This is a genomic window from Streptomyces sulfonofaciens, from assembly GCF_014656295.1.
Taxonomy (GTDB): Bacteria; Actinomycetota; Actinomycetes; order Streptomycetales; family Streptomycetaceae; genus Streptomyces; species Streptomyces sulfonofaciens.
Genome location: NZ_BNCD01000008.1, coordinates 263,758 through 283,546 on the forward strand (window position 1 = coordinate 263,758; position 19,789 = coordinate 283,546).

General features: G+C 72.8%; 17 protein-coding genes and 1 pseudogene. 12 read left to right on the top strand and 6 right to left on the bottom strand.

Annotated features, from left to right (window positions below):
- Position 1: 1 nt before the first annotated feature.
- Positions 2-1,258 carry a YihY/virulence factor BrkB family protein gene (locus IE313_RS15900; protein WP_189932557.1) on the bottom strand — a complete coding sequence of 419 codons (1,257 nt, stop codon included), beginning with the start codon at positions 1,256-1,258 and terminating at the stop codon, positions 2-4.
- Positions 1,259-1,275: 17 nt separating this feature from the next.
- Here IE313_RS15900 and IE313_RS15905 point away from each other — a divergent pair, with 17 nt between their 5' ends.
- The 12 genes from IE313_RS15905 (at position 1,276) to IE313_RS15965 (ending at position 14,797) form a co-directional block, all read left to right on the top strand.
- Positions 1,276-2,925 (top strand): acyl-CoA dehydrogenase family protein, encoded by a 1,650-nt coding sequence (locus IE313_RS15905; RefSeq protein WP_189932559.1) that lies wholly within the window; start codon positions 1,276-1,278, stop codon positions 2,923-2,925.
- Positions 2,926-3,318: 393 nt separating this feature from the next.
- Positions 3,319-4,605 (top strand): GAF domain-containing protein, encoded by a 1,287-nt coding sequence (locus IE313_RS15910; RefSeq protein ID WP_229924674.1) that lies wholly within the window; start codon positions 3,319-3,321, stop codon positions 4,603-4,605.
- A gap of 506 nt (positions 4,606-5,111) precedes the next feature.
- Complete coding sequence (locus tag IE313_RS15915) at positions 5,112-6,809, top strand: nitrite/sulfite reductase (protein ID WP_189932561.1); 1,698 nt, start codon at positions 5,112-5,114, stop codon at positions 6,807-6,809.
- Positions 6,810-6,954: 145 nt separating this feature from the next.
- Positions 6,955-7,137, top strand: coding sequence for a hypothetical protein (locus tag IE313_RS15920; protein WP_189932563.1), 183 nt, complete (start codon positions 6,955-6,957; stop codon positions 7,135-7,137).
- On the top strand, positions 7,134-7,847 hold the full coding sequence (locus tag IE313_RS15925) for a phosphoadenylyl-sulfate reductase (RefSeq protein WP_189932565.1): 714 nt from the start codon (positions 7,134-7,136) through the stop codon (positions 7,845-7,847). Before IE313_RS15920 ends, IE313_RS15925 begins: the two co-directional genes overlap by 4 nt.
- Positions 7,844-8,413 (top strand): adenylyl-sulfate kinase, encoded by a 570-nt coding sequence (cysC, locus tag IE313_RS15930; protein WP_189932566.1) that lies wholly within the window; start codon positions 7,844-7,846, stop codon positions 8,411-8,413. The genes IE313_RS15925 and cysC overlap by 4 nt, the downstream gene beginning before the upstream one ends.
- A gap of 64 nt (positions 8,414-8,477) precedes the next feature.
- Positions 8,478-9,404: a sulfate adenylyltransferase subunit CysD gene (gene cysD, locus IE313_RS15935; protein WP_189932568.1), complete on the top strand. Its 927-nt coding sequence runs from the start codon at positions 8,478-8,480 to the stop codon at positions 9,402-9,404.
- A 3-nt stretch (positions 9,405-9,407) separates the two neighbouring features.
- Entirely contained in the window at positions 9,408-10,745 is a 1,338-nt protein-coding gene (locus IE313_RS15940) for a sulfate adenylyltransferase subunit 1 (RefSeq protein WP_189932570.1), read from the top strand.
- 286 nt (positions 10,746-11,031) lie between these two features.
- A complete protein-coding gene (locus IE313_RS15950; RefSeq protein WP_373316998.1) occupies positions 11,032-12,174 on the top strand; it encodes an aliphatic sulfonate ABC transporter substrate-binding protein in 1,143 nt (380 codons plus the stop codon).
- A gap of 70 nt (positions 12,175-12,244) precedes the next feature.
- Positions 12,245-13,033, top strand: a complete 789-nt coding sequence (locus tag IE313_RS15955; protein WP_189932574.1) for an ABC transporter ATP-binding protein — start codon at positions 12,245-12,247, stop codon at positions 13,031-13,033.
- Complete coding sequence (locus IE313_RS15960) at positions 13,020-13,937, top strand: ABC transporter permease (RefSeq protein ID WP_189932576.1); 918 nt, start codon at positions 13,020-13,022, stop codon at positions 13,935-13,937. Before IE313_RS15955 ends, IE313_RS15960 begins: the two co-directional genes overlap by 14 nt.
- A 107-nt stretch (positions 13,938-14,044) precedes the next feature.
- Positions 14,045-14,797, top strand: a complete 753-nt coding sequence (locus IE313_RS15965) for a sirohydrochlorin chelatase (protein WP_189932578.1) — start codon at positions 14,045-14,047, stop codon at positions 14,795-14,797.
- 58 nt (positions 14,798-14,855) lie between these two features.
- Here the strand turns inward: IE313_RS15965 and IE313_RS15970 are convergent, their stop codons facing one another.
- From IE313_RS15970 to IE313_RS15990, 5 genes and pseudogenes are all read right to left on the bottom strand, one after another.
- Positions 14,856-15,257, bottom strand: a complete 402-nt coding sequence (locus tag IE313_RS15970) for a nuclear transport factor 2 family protein (RefSeq protein WP_189932580.1) — start codon at positions 15,255-15,257, stop codon at positions 14,856-14,858.
- Positions 15,250-15,795 (bottom strand): DUF1697 domain-containing protein, encoded by a 546-nt coding sequence (locus tag IE313_RS15975; protein ID WP_189932582.1) that lies wholly within the window; start codon positions 15,793-15,795, stop codon positions 15,250-15,252. Before IE313_RS15975 ends, IE313_RS15970 begins: the two co-directional genes overlap by 8 nt.
- Before the next feature lie 251 nt (positions 15,796-16,046).
- Positions 16,047-17,296: pseudogene (mgt, locus tag IE313_RS15980) on the bottom strand (macrolide-inactivating glycosyltransferase).
- A gap of 236 nt (positions 17,297-17,532) precedes the next feature.
- Complete coding sequence (locus tag IE313_RS15985; protein ID WP_189932587.1) at positions 17,533-18,903, bottom strand: ABC transporter substrate-binding protein; 1,371 nt, start codon at positions 18,901-18,903, stop codon at positions 17,533-17,535.
- 29 nt (positions 18,904-18,932) lie between these two features.
- The gene (locus IE313_RS15990; protein WP_229924675.1) at positions 18,933-19,781 is read right to left on the bottom strand and encodes a carbohydrate ABC transporter permease; all 849 of its coding nucleotides are present in this window, start codon (positions 19,779-19,781) and stop codon (positions 18,933-18,935) included.
- Between the last annotated feature and the right edge of the window lie 8 nt (positions 19,782-19,789).

The following is a 19,789-nucleotide window of genomic DNA, read 5'->3' on the forward strand; positions in this document are numbered from 1 at the left end:
CCTAGGAGCGCCCCTGGCGGCGAGGCCCCTCCCGGCCCGTGCCGCCCGGCCGGTCGGCGTCCGCGCCGCCCGGCTCGCCGCCGCCCGCGTCGGAGCCCCGGGGCCGGCCGGTGCGGCGGGCGTGGGCGCGCAGCCGCGAGGTGACGTCCTCCGGCGGCAGGAACTTCGACCAGCGCTCGGGGAACTCCGAGGGCATGGCGGCCTCCCGGCCGTCGGCGCCGTCCGCCTCCTCGTCGCCTTCGTCGCCGTCGCCGCCCAGCGCGCGGTGGGCCGCCCACCAGGCGCGGTACTCGGTGCTGAGCGCGGTGCGTGCGCGGTCCTGCGCGGCGCGCGCCGCCGCGGTGGCCACCGACGGCCAGACCCGGTCGAGCGCGGCGTTCACGGCGGCGCCGACGAGCACCGCGAAGGCCGACACGCCGATCCACAGCAGCACGGCCACCGGCGCGGCGAGCGACCCGTAGATGGTGGGGCCCTCCACGGTGTTGGTGAGGTAGATGCGCAGCAGGAAGCTGCCGAGCACCCACATGGCGAGCGCGACCAGCGCGCCAGGCATGTCCTCCACCCAGGGGGAGCGCACCGGCACGGAGACGTGGTAGAGCGTCGTCAGGAAGACGATCGACAGGACGATCACCACCGGCCAGTACAGCACCCGCACCACCGTGGTGGACCAGGGGACGACCTGGACGACCGCGTCCGGCCCCGCGACCATCAGCGGCAGGGCGACGGAACCGATCAGCAGCGCGACGACGAAGAGCCCGAACGACAGCAGCCGGGTCTTGACGATGCCGCGGGTGCCGTCCAGGCCGTACATGACGGTGATGGTGTCGACGAAGACGTTCACCGCCCGGGAGCCGGACCACAGCGCGAAGACGAAGCCGATGGAGATGACGTCCGGTCTGCCGCCCTTGGTCACGTCCTCCAGCAGGGGCCGGGCGATCTGCCGCACGCCCTGGTCGGACAGGACGGTCCGGGACGCCTCCAGGATGTTCTTCTCCAGGCCGGCGATGGTGTGGGCGCCCGTCCAGGCGTCCACGTAGCCGAGCAGCCCGATGATGCTGAGCAGCAGCGGCGGCACCGAGAGCAGCGTGAAGAAGGCCGCCTCTGCGGCCAGGCCGAGGATGCGGTACTCCATGCAGGAGTTGACGGTGTCCTTGAGCAGCAGCCAGGCGGTCCTGCGCATCGACATGTCGCGGTACATCGCACGGGCACGGCCCAGTCGGCCGGACGGCCCTGCAGGTGTTTCTTTTGCCTGGTGCACCTCCTTACCGTATCGGCATGGCAGCGACCACCCACACAGTGACCAACCAGGCTCCGCCGCTGGTCGGATATGACGTATTCGCCGCGGACCGGGCCCTTCGCGAGGCCGTGGCCCGGCACCTCGATCCCGCGCAGGCCGAGCAGGCGCGCACGGAACTGTCCGTGCTGGGCCGCGCCGCGGGCTCGGCGCAGGCCAGGGAGTGGGGGGCGCTGGCGAACGAGAACCCGCCGAAGCTGCGCACCCACGACCGCTACGGCCACCGCATCGACGAGGTCGAGTTCCATCCGGCCTGGCACCGGCTGCTCGCCAAGGGGGTCTCCGCGGGCATGACCGCCGCCTGGACGCGGCCCGGGGGGCACGTCCGCAGGGCCGCGGCGTTCCTGGTGTGGACGCAGGCCGAGGCGGGGCACGCCTGTCCGCTGTCGATGACGCACGCCGCGGTGCCCGCCCTGCGCGCGGAGCCGGAGCTGGCCGCCGAGTGGGAGCCGCGGCTGACCGCGATGATCTACGACGAGGGGCTGCGGCCCGCCGCGCAGAAGGCCGGCGTGCTCTTCGGGATGGGCATGACGGAGAAGCAGGGCGGCAGCGACGTCAGGGCCAACACGACCCGCGCCGAGCCGCTGGCGGCGCAGGGCGAGTACCTGCTGACGGGGCACAAGTGGTTCTGCTCGGCGCCGATGTCGGACGGTTTCCTGGTGCTCGGCCAGGCGGCCCCCGCCACCGGGGAGGGCGGCCTGACGTGCTTCCTGGTGCCGCGGGTGCTGCCGGACGGCGAGCGGAACGTGTTCCGGATCCAGCGTCTGAAGGACAAGCTGGGCAACCGCTCGAACGCCTCGGCCGAGGTCGAGTTCGAGGGGACCTGGGCCCGCCGGGTCGGCGCGGAGGGCCGCGGGGTGCGCACCATCATCGAGATGGTGGCGGCCACCCGGCTGGACTGCGTGCTGGGTTCCGCGGCGCTGATGCGGCAGGCCGTGGCGCAGGCGGTGCACCACTGCGCGTACCGGGAGGCGTTCGGCGGCAAACTGATCGACAAGCCGCTGATGCGCAACGTACTGGCCGACCTGGCGCTGGAGTCGGAGGCGGCGACGACGCTCGCCCTGCGGCTGGCGGCCGCCTACGACAGCGACGAGCCGCACGAGCGTGCTCTGCTGCGGCTCGCCGTGCCGGTCGCCAAGTACTGGGTGACCAAGCGCTGCACGCCGATGGTGGCGGAGGCGCTCGAATGCCTGGGCGGCAACGGCTACGTCGAGGAGTCGGACATGCCGCGGCTGCTGCGCGAGTCGCCGCTGAACTCGATCTGGGAGGGCGCCGGCAACGTCCAGGCGCTGGACGTGCTGCGGGCGCTGCAACGCGAGCCGGAGGCACTGAACGCCTTCCTGGAGGAGCTGGGCCGCACCCGCGGCGCGGACCACCGGCTGGACGCCGCCGTCAAGGGCCTGCTGACCGAACTGGCCGACCTGGAGGGCATCGAGGCGCGGGCCCGGCGGCTCGTGGAGCGGATGGCGCTGGTGCTCCAGGGCTCGCTGCTGGTGCGGTTCGCACCGCCGGAGGTCGCCGACGCGTTCTGCGCGTCCCGGCTGGGCGGGGACCACGGTGCGGCCTTCGGCACCCTGCCGGGCACCCTGGACCTCGCCCCGGTGGTGGAGCGGGCCCGCCCGGTGGAGTGAGCCGCGGGGGCGGCACGGCGCCGATCCGGTGCCCGCGGCTCAGGTCGCACGGGGGTGGTGCCGCGCCGACACGGCACCACCCCCGCGTTCGGGCTTCCGCGAGGGTGCCCGACTGCCGCCGGGGCGGCATGGCGCCAGCTTCATCGACCGCACGGCTGTTCGCCAGGGTTGCGGGGGGTTGCAACGCCTGCCGGTCCGCCGGGGGAGGCGTCCGCCCCCGGGGCCCGGCCACGGCACGATAGGAGGTGTACCGGCCGTGCGCGCCCGTCCGCTCGCTGTGCGGCGGGGCACCGGCCCGGCCACCGGCTCCGCCGCCGGGCCCGGCGGCACGGGCACGTCGCCGTACATCCGGCTCGGCCCCCGGGGGGCAGGGGGCGCTATGGGGAGGGCCAAGTGGGGCAGGCACTGCAGATCGATCCGACCGGGCTCACGGGCCCGGACGCCGGCCGGGCGGCCCGGCTGCTGAAGGAGGCACGGGCCGCGGCGCTCTCCGGCCGGCGCTCGCGGCTGGTGCCGCGGCCGGTGATCGGTGAGTCCTGGGAGCGCGTGATCGAGCGGGGCGTGGACCCCGACCACGACCACCGGGCGGGGCTGCTGAGTCTGGAGGAACTGGAGGAGCGCCGCAGGCGCTCACCGCTGGCGGAGGTGCTTCCGGTGCTGCGCGAGGGCCTGCTCTCCGTGGCGGACGCGGCGCAGCACATCATGGCCGTCTGCGACGCGGAGGGCCGGGTGCTGTGGCGGGAGGGCAGTGCCGCGGTGCTGCGGGTCGCCGACGGGATGGGCCTGGAGGTGGGCTCCGACTGGCGCGAAACCGTCGTCGGCACCAACGGGCTCGGTACCCCACTGGTGGTGCGCCGTCCGGTGCAGGTGTTCTCCGCCGAGCACTTCGTGCGCACGCTGCACCCCCTGACCTGCGCCGGGGCCCCGATCACCGATCCGCGGGACGGCAGGCTGCTGGGTGTGGTGGACGTCAGCGGCCCGCTCGACAGCATGCATCCGGTGATGCTGGCGCTGGTCGGCTCGGTGGCCCAGTTGGCCGAGGCCCGGCTGCGGGAGCGGCACGCGGTGGCGCTGGACCGGCTGCGGGCGGTGGCGGCACCGTTACTGGCCCGTGTCGGGGGCCGGGCACTGGCCGTGGACAGGCACGGCTGGACGGCCGCGGTGGCGGGCATGGCACCGGTGGACCGCCTGGCGCTGCCCGCGTCCTTCGGGGTGGGGCGCAGCCGTCTGGCCGCGCTCGGCATGTGCCTGGTGGAGCCGCTGCCCGGTGGCTGGCTGGTGCGGGTGGAGGACGGCCGGGAGCGGACCGGGACCACCCGGGTGGTGCTGGACCTGCGCGGTCCGCGCTGCTGGTGCGTGACCGTGTCGGGCGGTGCGGGCGAGTGGACGCACGAGCTGAGCCCGCGCCACGCCGAGCTGCTGTACCTGCTGGCGGCGCACCGCGGCGGGCGCAGCGCCGCGCAACTGGCGCAGGACGTGTTCGGGGACGCGGCCCGCACCGTGACGGTGCGGGCGGAGGTGTCCCGGATCCGGCGCTATCTGCACTGCCTGCTGGAGCACCGGCCCTACCGGTTCCGGGAGGGCACCGAGGTGGGGCTGCTGCTGCCGGACCGCCCCGCGGACCTGCTGCCGCACTCGACGGCGCCGGCGGTGCGGCGGGCCCGGGTGGGCGGGGGCTAGGATCCGGCCATCCGCGCGGGGCCGGCCGGCGGGCGCTGGATCGCCCGCGCTGGATCGCCCCGCGCCACTGCCCGCCCCCACTGCCCACCGCCCGCACCCACCGCCGCGCTCCCTGCGCGTACGCCCGGGGCACATGCCCCCGGCCCGCTCCGCCCCGGCACCGGCCCGGATATGACAGCGACCGATCAACGTATTAGGGTGTGAGACAAGAGTGTCCACATCTCGGACTTAGGTGGACTGCCCCGAGATCTCCGTGACACGCTTCCCTCATGTCTGGAGCTGGAATTGTCTTGGTGAGCCGGCGGCACGTCGACCACGGCCGCATGTCCAGCGCCATCTGTCCGGCGGGCTGACAGTCACAGCACCGCCGGTTTTCCCGTGTCCCCGCGGCACCCTCTGTTTTCCTGAGACCACTGCGCAGCGCCGCGCCCGTATGCCCGCATCTGTCTGCACGTGCCCGTATGCGCAGGTCAGAGCCGCCTGCCTGTCCCGAAGGACGTACCACCATGGCTGCCACCCCACGCAAGCCCGCCGCTGCCACACCGCGCCGCAAGGCGGGCCGCCATCGTGGCGAGGGCCAGTGGGCCAAGGGCCACTTCACGCCGCTCAACGCCAACGAGCAGTCCAAGAAGGACGACGACGGTCTCAACGTGCGGACGCGCATTGAGACGATCTACTCCAAGGCGGGCTTCGACTCCATAGACGGGGCCGACCTGCGCGGACGCATGCGCTGGTGGGGCCTCTACACGCAGCGCAAGCCCGGGATCGAGGGCGGCAAGACGGCCATCCTGGAGCCCGAGGAGCTGGACGACCGCTACTTCATGTTGCGGGTCCGCATCGACGGCGGCCGGCTGACCACCGGGCAGCTTCGGATCATCGGCGAGATATCCGCGGAGTTCGCCCGGGGCACGGCCGACATCACCGACCGGCAGAACATCCAGCTCCACTGGATCCGCATCGAGGACGTCCCGGAGATCTGGCGGCGCCTGGAGTCCGTGGGCCTGTCCACCACCGAGGCATGCGGCGACGTGCCCCGGGTCATCCTCGGCTCACCGGTCGCGGGCATCGCCGAGGACGAGATCATCGACGGCACTCCGGCCATCGAGGAGATCCACCGCCGGGTGATCGGCAACCCGGCCTACTCGAACCTGCCGCGCAAGTTCAAGACGGCGGTCTCCGGCTCGCCGCTGCTGGACGTCGCCCACGAGATCAACGACGTCGCGTTCATCGGCGTCGAGCACCCCGAGCACGGCCCCGGTTTCGACGTCTGGGTCGGTGGCGGCCTGTCCACCAACCCCATGATCGGGCAGCGGCTCGGCGCCTGGGTCCCGCTGGACGAGGTCGCCGACGTCCACGAGGCGGTCGTCTCGGTCTTCCGCGACTACGGCTACCGGCGCCTGCGCACCCGCGCCCGTCTGAAGTTCCTCGTCGCCGACTGGGGCGTGGAGCAGTTCCGGCAGGTCCTGGAGGACGAGTACCTGCGGCGGCGGCTGGTCGACGGCCCCGCGCCCGAGCAGCCCGTGGCGCGCTGGCGCGACCACGTGGGCGTGCACCGCCAGAAGGACGGCCGCTTCTACGTCGGCTTCGCCCCGCGGGTCGGCCGGGTCGACGGCACCCTGCTGACCAAGATCGCCGAACTGGCCGAGGCACACGGCTCGGGCCGGGTGCGCACCACCGCCGAGCAGAAGATGCTGGTGCTCGATGTCACCGAGGACCGCGTCGACTCGCTGGTGGAGGGCCTGGAGGTACTGGACCTGACGGTTCGCCCCTCGACGTTCAGGCGCGGCACCATGGCCTGCACCGGCATCGAGTTCTGCAAGCTGGCGATCGTCGAGACCAAGGCGCGCGGCGCACAGCTCGTCGACGAGCTGGAGCAGCGCCTGCCGGACTTCGACGAGCCCATCACCATCAACCTCAACGGCTGCCCCAACGCCTGCGCCCGCATCCAGGTCGCCGACATCGGCCTCAAGGGCCAGCTCGTGCTCGACGAGAACGGCGAGCAGGTGGAGGGCTACCAGGTGCACCTGGGCGGTGCGCTCGGGCTCGAGGCCGGCTTCGGCCGCAAGGTGCGCGGACTCAAGGTGACCTCCAGGGAACTGCCCGACTACATCGAGCGCGTCCTGCGCCGCTTCCAGGCGGAGCGCAACGAGGGCGAGCGGTTCGCCACCTGGGCGGCACGCGCCGACGAGGAGGCCCTGTCGTGAGCGGCGCGGCCCCCGGCCCCGGCCACAGAGGGCTGCGCCCCGACCGCGTCCCGCTCACGGCCTGCGCCGCACAGCCGGGCGAGGACGCCGCGCACCCGGGCACCGCACGTACCCGAGGCACCAGCGCACGCCCCGGAGGCGCCGCATGAGTGAGCGTGCCGCCCCCTTCTACTGCCCGTACTGCGGTGACGAGGACCTGCGCCCCAGTGAGCAGGGACACGGTGGCGCCTGGGAATGCGCGGCCTGCAATCGAGCCTTCCAACTGAAGTTCCTCGGGTTGCTGACCCGTGGACTTCAGCGCGACACGAGCGGAAGGAACGGAACATGACCACGGTCTCCGCCCAGGGGCGGGCCACTTCGGAGCTCAGGGAACTGGCGGAGCGGGCCGGACGCGACCTCGAAGGTGCCTCCGCCGCGGAGATCCTCGACTGGGCCGCCGGCACCTTCGGCAGGCGCCTGTGCGTGACGTCCTCGATGGAGGACTCGGTGGTCGCCCACCTCGCCTCCCGGGCGCTGCCGGGCATCGACGTCATCTTCCTGGACACCGGCTACCACTTCCCCGAGACCATCGGGACCCGGGACGCCGTCGCCGCCGTCCTCGACGTCAACGTCATCACGCTCACGCCCCGTCAGACGGTGGCCGAACAGGACGCCAGGTACGGACCGGGGCTGCACGACCGCGACCCCGATCTGTGCTGCCGGCTGCGCAAGGTGCAGCCGCTGGACGAGGGCCTTGCGGGGTATGACGCCTGGGTGACCGGCCTGCGCCGCGACGAGTCGCCGACCAGGGCGGGCACACCCGTCGTGGCCTGGGACGAGAAGCGGGAGAAGGTCAAGGTCTCCCCCATCGCCCGCTGGACGCAGGAGGATGTGGATGCGTACGTCGAGGAGCACGGTATGCTCACCAACCCGCTGCTGATGGACGGATACGGCTCCATCGGCTGCGCGCCCTGCACCCGGCGGTTGCTGGAGGGTGAGGACGCCAGGGCCGGCCGCTGGGGAGGCCGCGCCAAGACCGAGTGCGGGTTGCACGGATGAGCCAGGACTCTCACGAACCCAGGGGGAAGCACGTGACCGGAGCCACCGTCTGGCTCACGGGTCTGCCGAGTGCGGGCAAGACCACCATCGCCCACGAACTCGCCGGGCGGCTGCGCGGCGACGGGCACCGCGTGGAGGTGCTGGACGGCGACGAGGTGCGCGAGTTCCTCTCCGCGGGCCTCGGTTTCAGCCGCGAGGACCGGCACACCAACGTCCAGCGCATCGGCTTCGTCGCGGAGCTGCTCGCCAGCAACGGCGTCACGGTGCTGGTGCCGGTGATCGCACCGTACACCGACAGCCGCGAGGCGGTGCGCAAGCGCCACCAGACCCAGGGCACACCGTATGTGGAGGTACACGTCGCCACTCCGGTGGAGGTGTGCTCCGTACGTGATGTGAAGGGACTCTACGCCAAGCAGGCGGCGGGCGAGATCGCCGGCCTGACCGGTGTCGACGACCCGTACGAGGAGCCCGAGGCGCCCGACCTGCGCATCGAGTCCCAGCACCAGACCGTTCAGGAATCGGCGTCGGCGCTGTACGCGCTGCTCATAGAGAAGGGCCTGCTGTGAGCGGTGCACGCGCACGCGCGGCCGCTCAGCGGCAGGCCACGACGGCGAGCGAGAGGGGTGTGGCATGACCGTGATCGCCCAGGAGACCGACAGTCCCTACGCACTCAGCCATCTGGACGCGTTGGAGTCCGAGGCCGTACACATCTTCCGTGAGGTGGCCGGCGAGTTCGAGCGGCCGGTGCTGCTCTTCTCCGGCGGCAAGGACTCCATCCTGATGCTGCACCTCGCGCTGAAGGCGTTCACCCCGGCCCCGGTGCCCTTCGGCCTGCTGCACGTCGACACCGGCCACAACTTCCCCGAGGTGCTCGACTTCCGCGACCGGACCGTCGAACGGTACGGGCTGCGGCTGCACGTCGCCTCCGTGCAGGAGTACATCGACGCAGGCAAGCTGCGCGAGCGTCCCGACGGCACCCGCAACCCGCTCCAGACCCTGCCGCTGACCGAGGCCATCCAGCAGCATCGTTTCGACGCGGTGTTCGGCGGCGGGCGGCGCGACGAGGAGAAGGCCCGCGCCAAGGAGCGGGTGTTCTCGCTGCGCGACGAGTTCTCGCAGTGGGATCCGCGCCGCCAGCGCCCCGAGCTGTGGCAGCTCTACAACGGCAGGCACGCGCCCGGCGAGCACGTGCGCGTCTTCCCGCTCTCCAACTGGACCGAGCTGGACGTCTGGCAGTACATCGCCAAGGAGCAGATCGCCCTGCCCCCGATCTACTTCGCCCACGAGCGCGAGGTCTTCCAGCGCGCCGGCATGTGGTTGACCGCCGGGGACTGGGGCGGGCCGGCGGACGGCGAGCCCGTGGAGAAGAGGAAGGTCCGCTACCGCACGGTCGGCGACATGTCGTGCACCGGTGCCGTGGAGTCCGACGCGGACACGCTGGACGCCGTCATCGCCGAGATCGCCGCGTCCCGGCTCACCGAGCGCGGTGCGACACGCGCCGACGACAAGCTCTCCGAGGCAGCCATGGAAGACCGCAAGCGCGAGGGGTACTTCTAAGCCATGACCACCACGGACCACCTCGCCGACCCCACCGCCACCACCCTGCTCAGGTTCGCCACCGCAGGCTCCGTCGACGACGGCAAGTCGACCCTCGTCGGGCGGCTGCTGCACGACTCCAAATCCGTCCTCAGCGACCAGTTGGAGGCCGTCACGCGCGTCTCGCAGGGCCGCGGCCAGGACGCCCCCGACCTGGCGCTGCTCACGGACGGGCTGCGGGCGGAGCGGGAGCAGGGCATCACCATCGACGTCGCCTACCGCTACTTCGCCACCCCCCTGCGCCGCTTCATCCTCGCCGACACCCCGGGCCATGTGCAGTACACCCGCAACATGGTCACCGGCGCCTCCACCGCCGAACTGACGGTGATCCTCGTCGACGCCCGCAACGGCGTGGTCGAGCAGACCCGCAGGCACGCGGCCATTGCGGCGCTGCTGCGCGTCCCGCACGTCGTGCTGGCCGTCAACAAGATGGACCTGGTCGGCTACGAGGAGCGCGTCTTCGCCCGGATCGCCGAGGAGTTCACCGCCTACGCCCGGGAGCTGGGCGTCCCCGAGGTCACCGCCATCCCGATATCGGCGCTGGTCGGCGACAACGTGGTGGAGGCCTCCGCCACCATGGACTGGTACGGCGGCCCGACGGTGCTCGAACACCTGGAGACCGTGCCCGTCAGCCACGACCTGGCGCACTGCCACGCCCGCCTGCCGGTGCAGTACGTGATCCGCCCCGGTACCCCGGAGCACCGCGACTACCGCGGCTACGCCGGCCAGATCGCGGCGGGGACGTTCCGCGTCGGTGAGCCGGTGACCGTACTGCCTTCCGGGCGTACGTCCACCATCTCGGGCATCGACCTGCTCGGCACCCCGGTCGACGTCGCCTGGACGCCGCAGTCGGTGACGGTACTGCTCGATGACGACCTCGACATCTCGCGCGGCGACCTCATCGTGCCCAGCGAGGACGCGCCGGCCACCACGCAGGACGTCGAGGCCACCGTCTGCCACGTCGCCGACCAGCCGCTCACCGAGGGCCAGCGGGTGCTGCTCAAGCACACCACCAGGACGGTGAAGGCGATCGTCAAGGAGATCCCCTCCCGTCTGACCCTCGACGATCTCTCCCAGCACCCCCGCCCGGGTCGGCTGGTGGCCAACGACATCGGCCGGGTGAAGGTCCGCACGGCCGAGCCGCTGGCGCTCGACTCCTACGAGGACTCCCGCCGCACCGGTTCCTTCCTCCTGATCGACCCGGCGGACGGCACCACTCTCGCGGCCGGCATGGCGGGCGACGCCTTCTCCGCGGAGCACACGCCCGTGGCCGCCTCCGACGACGACGGCTGGGACTTCTAGACATGACCGCGATCGACGTCTTCTCGACGTTCGCCAAGGAGGGCGGCCGCATCGGCAGCGGCGCCCTCGGCAGCGGGCAGGGCGGAGTGGCGCGATGTGCGGGCTGACGCCCGCGCACCCCGCCCTCCGCCTCCGGCGCGGGGCGGGTGCCGCCACCGTCCGCACCACCCCCCACCGCCTGCCGCGTCGCCTGCGACGAAGACCTGACGATCACCCGGTCGCGTCCCGCTCACACCCCACCGCACGGGGGACGTAAGTTTCCGGGCCAACGAGAGGACACCCTCCCGTGCCTGCACACCTGCCTCGCGCGCGAACCCGTTCGACCGGGGGGCCGCTGCTCACCGCCCGCCGTGGCCGCGCCGCCACCGCGCTGGCCCTGCTCGCCCTGGCCGCCAGCGCGTGCGGTTACGGCTCCAAGGCCGACGAGAACGCCTCCCACGAGGCCAAGGCGCACGGCAAGAAGCTGTCCGCCGACTCCGTACGGATCGGCTACTTCCCCAACCTCACCCACGCCACGGCGCTGGTGGGCGACGAGAAGGGCATCTTCCAGAAGGAGCTGGGCGGCACCAGGGCCTCCTACGCGCAGTTCAACGCCGGTCCTTCCGAGATCGAGGCGCTGAACTCCGGCTCGATCGACATCGGGTGGATCGGCCCCTCCCCCGCCATCAACGGCTACACCGCCTCCGACGCCAAGAGCCTGAAGATCATCTCCGGTTCGGCGTCCGGCGGGGTGAAACTGGTGGTCAACCCCAAGAAGATCAAGTCGCTGAGCGACGTCAAGGGCAAGAAGATAGCGACGCCGCAGCTCGGCAACACCCAGGACGTGGCGTTCCTGCACTGGATCGCACAGCAGGGCTGGAAGGTCGACGCGCAGAGCGGCAAGGGCGACGTGTCCGTGGTCCGCACGGACAACAAGATCACACCGGACGCCTACCGGTCGGGATCCGTGGACGGCGCGTGGGTGCCCGAGCCGACCGCGTCCAAGCTGGTCTCGGAGGGCGCGAAGGTGCTGCTCGACGAGTCGACGCTGTGGCCGGGCAAGAAGTTCGTGATCACGAACGTCATCGTGTCGCAGAAGTTCCTCAAGGAGCACCCGGACGTGGTCGAGGCGGTGCTGCGCGGCTCCGTGAAGAGCAACACGTTCATCAACGAGCACCCGGCCGAGGCCGAGAAGGCCGCCAACGACAAGCTCAGGGAACTGTCCGGCAAGGCGCTGCCGGCCGACGTGCTCGACCCGGCGTGGAAGTCCATCCGGTTCATCGACGACCCGCTGGCGGCCACGCTCGGCTCCGAGGCGGACCACGCCGTCAAGGCCGGACTGCTGGAGAAGCCCGACCTGAAGGGCATCTACGACCTCGCCCCGCTGAACAAGGTCCTGAAGGCCGAGGGCAAGCCCGCGGTCGGCGCCGCGGGTCTCGGCGCCCAGTAGCAGGCCGCGCTCCTGCCCGTGCCGTCCCGGCCGGGGAGGGCCCCATCGTTCCCCGAGGAGGAGTCCGACCGTGGCAACCACTATCGCCAAGGCCGCCGATGGAGTCGATGCGAGGGACTACGCGGCGCGCATCACCCACGTCTCGAAGTCGTTCGACGCCCCGGGCGGGCGGAACACCGTCCTGGACGACATCACGCTCGATGTCGCGCCCGGCGAGTTCGTGACGCTGCTGGGCGCCTCAGGGTGCGGGAAGTCGACGCTGCTCAACCTGGTCGCCGGGCTCGACCTCCCGACGGCGGGGACGATCAGCACGCAGGGCCGACCCGCGCTGATGTTCCAGGAGCACGCCCTGTTCCCGTGGCTGACCGCGGGCAAGAACATCGAGTTGGCGCTGAAGCTGCGCGGGGTGCCCAAGGCCGGGCGGCGCCAGGCGGCCGAGGAACTGCTGGAGCTGGTGCGGCTGGCCGGTGCGCACGGCAAGCGGGTGCACGAGCTGTCCGGTGGGATGCGCCAGCGGGTGGCACTGGCCAGGGCGCTCGCCCAGGACAGCAGGCTGCTGCTGATGGACGAGCCCTTCGCGGCGCTGGACGCGATCACCCGGGACGTGCTGCACGACGAGCTGACCCGTATCTGGCGCGAGACCCAGGTCTCGGTGCTGTTCGTGACGCACAACGTCCGCGAGGCGGTCCGGCTCGCGCAGCGCGTGGTGCTGCTGTCGTCGCGGCCCGGCCGGGTGGCCCGTGAGTGGACCGTGGACATCGCCCAGCCGCGCCGCATCGAAGACGCCGCCGTGGCGGAGCTCTCTGTCGAGATCACCGAACAACTGCGTGGGGAGATCCGCCGCCATGGTCAGCACTGAGACGGAGCAGAATCCCGGCGCGAAGCCCGGGCCGGCCGCCGCGGACACGGGTGACCTCGCCGGTCTCGAAGCCGGTCTGGACGCGCTGGAGACCCGGCACACCGGGCGGCCGCCGCTGAGCCAGACCCTGGTGCAGAAGGTGCTGCCGCCGGCCACCGCCATCGTGCTCGTGCTGGTGGTGTGGCAGCTACTGGTGTGGGCGAAGGTGACCGACAGCTACAAGCTGCCCGCGCCGTCCTCGGTGTGGAGCGAGGTCGAGGACTCCTGGACCCGGGGCACGCTGCTCGGCTTCATCTGGACCAGTGTCTCGCGGGGCCTGCTCGGTTTCCTGCTGGCACTGGTGATCGGCACGCCGCTCGGGCTGCTGGTCGCCCGGGTGAAGTTCGTACGGGCCGCGATCGGGCCGATCCTGTCGGGCCTCCAGTCGCTGCCTTCGGTGGCGTGGGTGCCGCCGGCGGTGATCTGGCTGGGCCTGAACGACTCGATGATGTACGCGGTGATCCTGCTCGGCGCGGTGCCCTCGATCGCCAACGGTCTCGTCTCGGGCATCGACCAGGTGCCGCCCCTTTTCCTGCGGGCCGGCCGTACGCTGGGGGCCACGGGGCTGCGCGGCACCTGGCACATCGTGATGCCCGCGGCGCTGCCCGGATACCTGGCGGGCCTGAAGCAGGGCTGGGCGTTCTCGTGGCGTTCGCTGATGGCCGCCGAGATCATCGCCCAGTCACCCGACCTGGGCATGGGCCTCGGTCAGCTACTGGAGGCCGGCCGGACCAACAGCAGCATGTCGCAGGTGTTCCTGGCGATCCTGCTGATCCTGATCGTCGGCATCGCCATCGATCTGCTGATCTTCAGCCCGCTGGAGCGCTGGGTGCTGCGCAGCCGGGGCCTGCTGGTGAAGAACTGACCGGCCCCGCCGGAGCACCCGCCGCCACGCGCCGCCCCGTCCGACCTCGCACCGACCCGTCCGCCCGCACGCCGATCCGTCCGACCCGTTGGGAACCCTCCGTATCGATGTCCGCGCCCGCCCTGCTCCTCATCGCCCACGGCAGCCGTGACCCACGGCACGCCGCCACCGTGCACGCGCTGGTGGCGCGGCTGCGGGCGCTGCGTCCCGGGCTGCGGGTGACGACGGGCTTCCTGGACTTCAACGTGCCCTCGGTACCGGGCGCGCTCCAGTCGCTGGCGGCGCGGGGGGTGCACGAGATCGTGGCGCAGCCACTGCTGCTGAACCGCGCCTTCCACGCCAAGGCGGACATCCCGGCAGTGCTGCGCAGGGCCCCCGCGCAGCTCCGCATCCGGCAGGCCGAGGTGCTCGGCCCCTCGCCACTGCTGACCGCGGCCCTTGAGCGGCGGCTGCACGAGGCGGGTCTCGCTCCCGCGGACAGGGCCTCGACCGGGGTGGTGCTGGCCTCGGCCGGATCCTCGGACCCGGAGGCGGTGGCGGCGTCGCTGGCGATGGCGCGGCAGTGGCGGCGCGCCGGCTGGGGCGGGGCGCTGGCCGCGTTCGCCTCGGCGTCCGCACCCCGGACGCCCGTGCCCGCCACCGAGGAAGCGGTGCGCCTGCTGCGCGCCGAGGGGGTCCGCCGGGTCGCCGTCGCCCCCTATGTCCTGGCTCCCGGTTTCCTGCCGGACCGGATCGCACGGGGCGCGGCGGGCGCCGATGTGCTCGCGCCGGTGCTGGGCGCCTCGCCCGAGGTGGCGCAGGTGCTGCTGCGGCGCTACGACGAGGCCCGGACGCCGGTGCTCGGGGCGCTGGGCGCCTGAGCCGCGCACTGCGCCCTTGCGCTGGTGCCCGCCCCGCCGAGGGCGCGCGGCGCCGGGGTCAGGTGCCTTCGGCGGGGGGTTCGGCGGCGCAGAGGGTGCCCTGGTGGAAATAGAGCTGCCAGCCCCGGTCGGTGCGGCGCCACAGGGAGCTGCGGTGGGCGCGGCGGCCGTTGTCGTCCGTGTCGAAGGTGAGGTGGACCAGGTCGGGGGCGAGCTGGACGCCGTGCATCCGGCTGGCGGTGGCGGCCCGGTCGCCGGGTTCGGTGGACGCGCTCAGCATGGCGAGGGTCGCCTTGCGGTCCCAGATCCGGCCCGAGGCGCCGATCTCGGTGAACTCCGGGTGCAGCAGGGCGCCGGCCAGCTCCGGCGAGCGGCGCACCTCCGGTTCGAGGAGGCGCAGCTCGGCGTCGACGGCCGCCAGGACGGCGGAGTCCGCAGGGTCGGATGCGTGCTCAGGCACCGGTCATCTCCACGAGTCTGGCGACGGTGTTCCAGTTGCGGCTGGTGGCGACGAGGCCCTTGAGCACGGTGGGCCTCGCGAGGGCGGCGGCGAGCGGGGAGCGGCCGAGGCCGTCCGGGACATAGAGGTAGAGCACCCGGTCGCCGAGCCGGAACTCCTCGGGGAGGAAAGACTGCTGGTCGAGCCCCGCGAAGCGGGACGCGTCGACCGGCTCGGCGAAGAACGTGGCGTGCAGTTGCCTGCCCTCCAGGGTGGCCGCCGGGAAGGGGCAGGCGGCGGACACCGCCCGCAGGTACGCGCCGTCGCGCACGAGGCAGGCGACGGGGAAGCCGAAGTGCTTCTCCACGGCCCGCTCCAGTTCCGCGGCCAGCAGCTCCTGATCGGCCGTCTCGCTCGTGAAGACGGCGTTGCCGCTCTGCAGGTAGGTGCGTACGGCGCCGTGGCCCAGCCCTTCCAGCAGGGTGCGCAGCTCGGGCATGGGCACCCGCTTGCCGCCCACGTTGATACCGCGCAGCAGTGCCGCGTACGTCGTCGTCATGCCAACACCCTATGGCCGGGCCCGGGCCGGGCAACCGCACCGCTGCCGGGCGGCGGGCCCCGCCTGGCGCCGCGCCGGGCGGCCGGGCGGGCGGGGCCGGCGCGTGCACGGGTCGACGGCACCGGTGGGGCGCGGCACCGCTGCCCCGCGAGCCCGGGCCCGGCGCCCGCCCCCGGCACGGCCGGTGCGCACGGCCGGTGCGCACGGCCGGTGCGCACGGCCGGTGCGCACGGCCGGTGGCGGTGTGCGGCTCACTCGGGGCGCAGTACGGCCTCGATCAGGTCGGCGGCGCGTGCCGTGCCGCCCTCCTCCGCCATCCCGGCCCGGATCTCACCGAGCCGCCGGGCCACCTCGGGGTCGCCGACCAGGTCGAGGACGGCGGCACGCAGGGCGTCGGCGGTGGCCTCCGCCATGGGCAGGTGGCGGGCGACGCCGAGGTCCTGGAGGATGTCCGCGTTGCCGAACTGGTCGACGGCCTGCGGGACGGCGACCATCGGCGTGCCGGTGGCCAGGCCCTCCTGGCAGCCGCCGGCGCCCGCATGGGTGACGAAGGCGTCGGCCTCGCGCAGGATCGCCCGCTGGGGCACCCAGGGGTGCACCTCCACCTGCGGCGGGATGGCGCCGAGCTCGGCGACGTCCACGTGCCGGCCGATCGCGAGGACCGTGTGCCAGCCGGGCAGGGCGCCGAACGCCTCGATGCACTCGCGGTAGAAGCCCGGCTGCTTGGTGAAGGTGGAGCCAAGCGAGACCAGCAGGACCTTCTCGGCGCCGGGCGGCCGGCGCCATTCTTTCTGCGCGGGCGGCTGGTCCTGGCAGCTTCCGACGAAGGTGTAGACGGAGCGGTCGACGCGGTCGGCGTGCGGCTGGAGGACCTTGGGGATGAGGACCAGGCAGCGGTCGGGGCGGCCCATGAAGTGCTCGACGTCGATGTCCATGCCGTTCTCGGCGATCCAGCCGGCGAAGGTGTCGTAGAAGGCCTTGCCGCGCGGGGTCCGCTTGAGCGGCTCGAAGAGCGCTCTGCCGACCTCCTCCTCGTACCCCTCCCAGGCCACCATGTTCGGTGACAGTTGGATGATCGGGACGCCCCAGCGGTGCGCGAGGATCCTGGCGGGGTAGGCGGTGATGTCGTAGAGCACCAGGTCCGGACTGTCGTCCTGGTAGGCGGCGGTGAGCTGCGGGAGGGCCTGGACGGCATCGGCGAGGAACGGCTCGACGTGGTCGATCAACTCGGTGCCCCAGGCCTCGGGGTCGTCGTCGGTGGGCAGCGTCGAGTGCCAGATCCGGGGCTCCGCGCCCGCTTGCGCGACCTTGTGGGCGAAGGCCGGGGGAATCGCGTACGACACCCGGTTTCCGCGGGCGACCAGCTCCCTGATGACGGGGAGGCTCGGGTTCACGTGCCCGTGGGCCGCAATGGAGAACATGGCGATATGGGCCCGTTGGGAGCTGTTCCTGCGGATCATGCCACCAGCGTAACGAGACGAGACGTCTCGTGCAAAGCAATAACGGTTGCGGGGCGCAGGGGCGCGGCGGGACGCACTCGGCCGCACGGCGGCACGGCAGGACCGCGGGACGGCAGGACCGACGGTCGCCGGGGTGAGCGGTGGCCGGAAGGCAGGCGGCGGTCGACGGGGCGGCGGGGCTGCGGGGCGACCGACGGTGGCCGGGGGATGAGCGGTGGCCGACAGGCGGGCGGCGGGCAATGCGGTCGGCGGACGCGGGCGGGGCGGGCCGGGCGGGTCAGCGCTGGTAGCGGGCCAGGAGCAGATTGCCGTCGTGTTCCAGGCGGTGGCGCAGTTCGGCCAGGTCGATGGCCCCGCTGTAGTACTCCTGGAGCGCGGGGGTGGCGATCTTGTCCTTCCACTCGGCGTAGCCCCGCACGGACTGGGCGGGTGCCGGGCGCAGTTGGCCGGCGAGCGCGGCCCCGGTCGCCCAGTCGTACTCCTCGGTGTGCAGGGCGGGGTCGGCGAGGGCGCGGCTGCCGGTGGGCAGCAGCCAGTCGCCGAGCGCGAGCCGCACCATGTTCGCCGGCCTCAGCAGGAACGCGACGAAGGCGGCGGCCGCCTTCTTGTGCGGGCAGTCCTCGGCGATGGACAGCGTCTGCGGGCTGACGCCCTGGGCGAGTCCGCCAGGCCCGGCGGGGGCGGGCAGCACCTGCCAGTGGAAGCCCTTCGGCGCCTGCTGGGCGATCTGCTGGCGGTAGGAGAACCCGAGCGGCACCATCGCGTACCTTCCGCCGAAGAACCCCGGCAGCGTGTCGGAGCCGCCCATCCCGAGGGTGGCCGCGGAGGCGCTGCCGTCCCGGAGCACCTGGTCGTGGACCGTGCGCGGCACGACCGCGTCGGCGGCCTCGAAGCGGATGGTCACCTTGCCGTCGGGGCCCCGGTGGAAGAGCCGGCCACCGGTGGACAGGCCGAGGTTCAGGGTCGCGGAGACGGGCTCCTTCAGCGGCCAGGCGACGCCGTACCTGCCGGGCCCGCTGAGCCGCTTGGTGACGGTGCGGAACTCCCGCCAGCTCCAGGGGTGCCGGGGCGTCGGGATGCGCACGCCCGAGGCGCGCAACCGGTCGGCGTCGGCGATCAGGACCCGCGGCTCCTGGAGGAACGGTACGCCGTACACGCCGTCGCCGAAGGTGGCCATGGACCAGCTCCGTGCCGGGATGTCGTCCACCAGCGCCTTCGGCAGCAGCCCGCGCAGGTCGGCGAGGTACCCGCCGTAGGCGAAGTCGGCGAGGTCGTCGGAGGCGTCGTGGATGACGTCGGGTGCCTCGCCGCCCTCGAAGGAGGTGAGCAACTGGTCGTGGACGCCGTCCCAGCCGCCCTGGACGTAGCGCACCCGGATGCCGGGGTGCGCGGCGTTCCACTCCGCGACCAGTTCCTTGTTGGCCTCGACGGACTCCTTCTGCCAGGCCAGCGACTGGAACGTGAGCGTGATCCGGCCGTCGTCGGGCGCCTGCGAGGAGGAGCACCCGGCGAGCAGCAGCGTGAGCGACAGCGCGGCGGCGGCAGCGGCGCGCACGGCGCCCGTGCCGCGCAGCAGCCGTGCGCGGGCCGTGGCGCGCGGGCGGGGGCGTGTGCGTGCCTGGGAACGCGTGCATACCTCCGGACGCATGCCTGCCCGCGGGTACGTGCGGCGGCGCATCAGTGCTTCACCGCCCCGGCGAGCATGCCGCCGGTGATCCGCTTCTGGACGGCGGCGAAGACGACCAGCGAAGGCAGCGTCGCGCACAGGGCCCCGGCGGCGAGCGGCCCGAGATCCGCGGTGCCCTCAGCGCCGAGGAAATGGGTGAGGACGACCGGCAGCGTCTGCTTCTGCGGGGTCTTGAGCAGGACCAGTGCGAAGAAGAACTCGTTCCAGGCGCTGACGAAGGCGAACAGGCCCGTCGCCACCATGCCGGGCCCGAGCAGGGGGCCGGTGACGGAGGCCAGGATCCGGGCGCGCCCGGCGCCGTCCACCGCGGCGGCCTCCTCCAGCTCCACGGGCACGGCACGCACGTACCCCACCAGCATCCACAGGGCGAACGGCAGCGCCCACACGACGTAGACCAGGATGAGGCCGGGCAGCGAGTCGATCTGGTGAAGGTTCTTCAGGAGCAGGAACAGCGGGACGATGACCAGCACGAACGGGAAGGCCTGACTGACCACCACCCAGCCGGCGGCGGCGCGGGCCGGCAGCGAGCGGCGCCTGGCCAGCACATACGCCATCGGCGTACCGACGGCCACCGCGAGGAACGCGGCGCAGGAGGCCGCGACGAGGGAGTTCAGTCCGGCCCGCAGCAGGGGCTGCTCGTCGAAGGCCTGCCGGAAGTTGGCCAGTGTCGGGTCGGCCGGGATCCAGGTCGGGTGCAGGCTGCCCAGCTCGCGCGGCGGCTTGAATGCCGTGGAGAGCAGCCAGAGGAAGGGGAAGGCGAGGAAGGCCAGATAGGCGAGGAGCGCGAGGTACTGCCCGGCCCGCACCAGGCGCCCCGTCCGCCGCGTGGTGGGCGGCACCGCAGGTC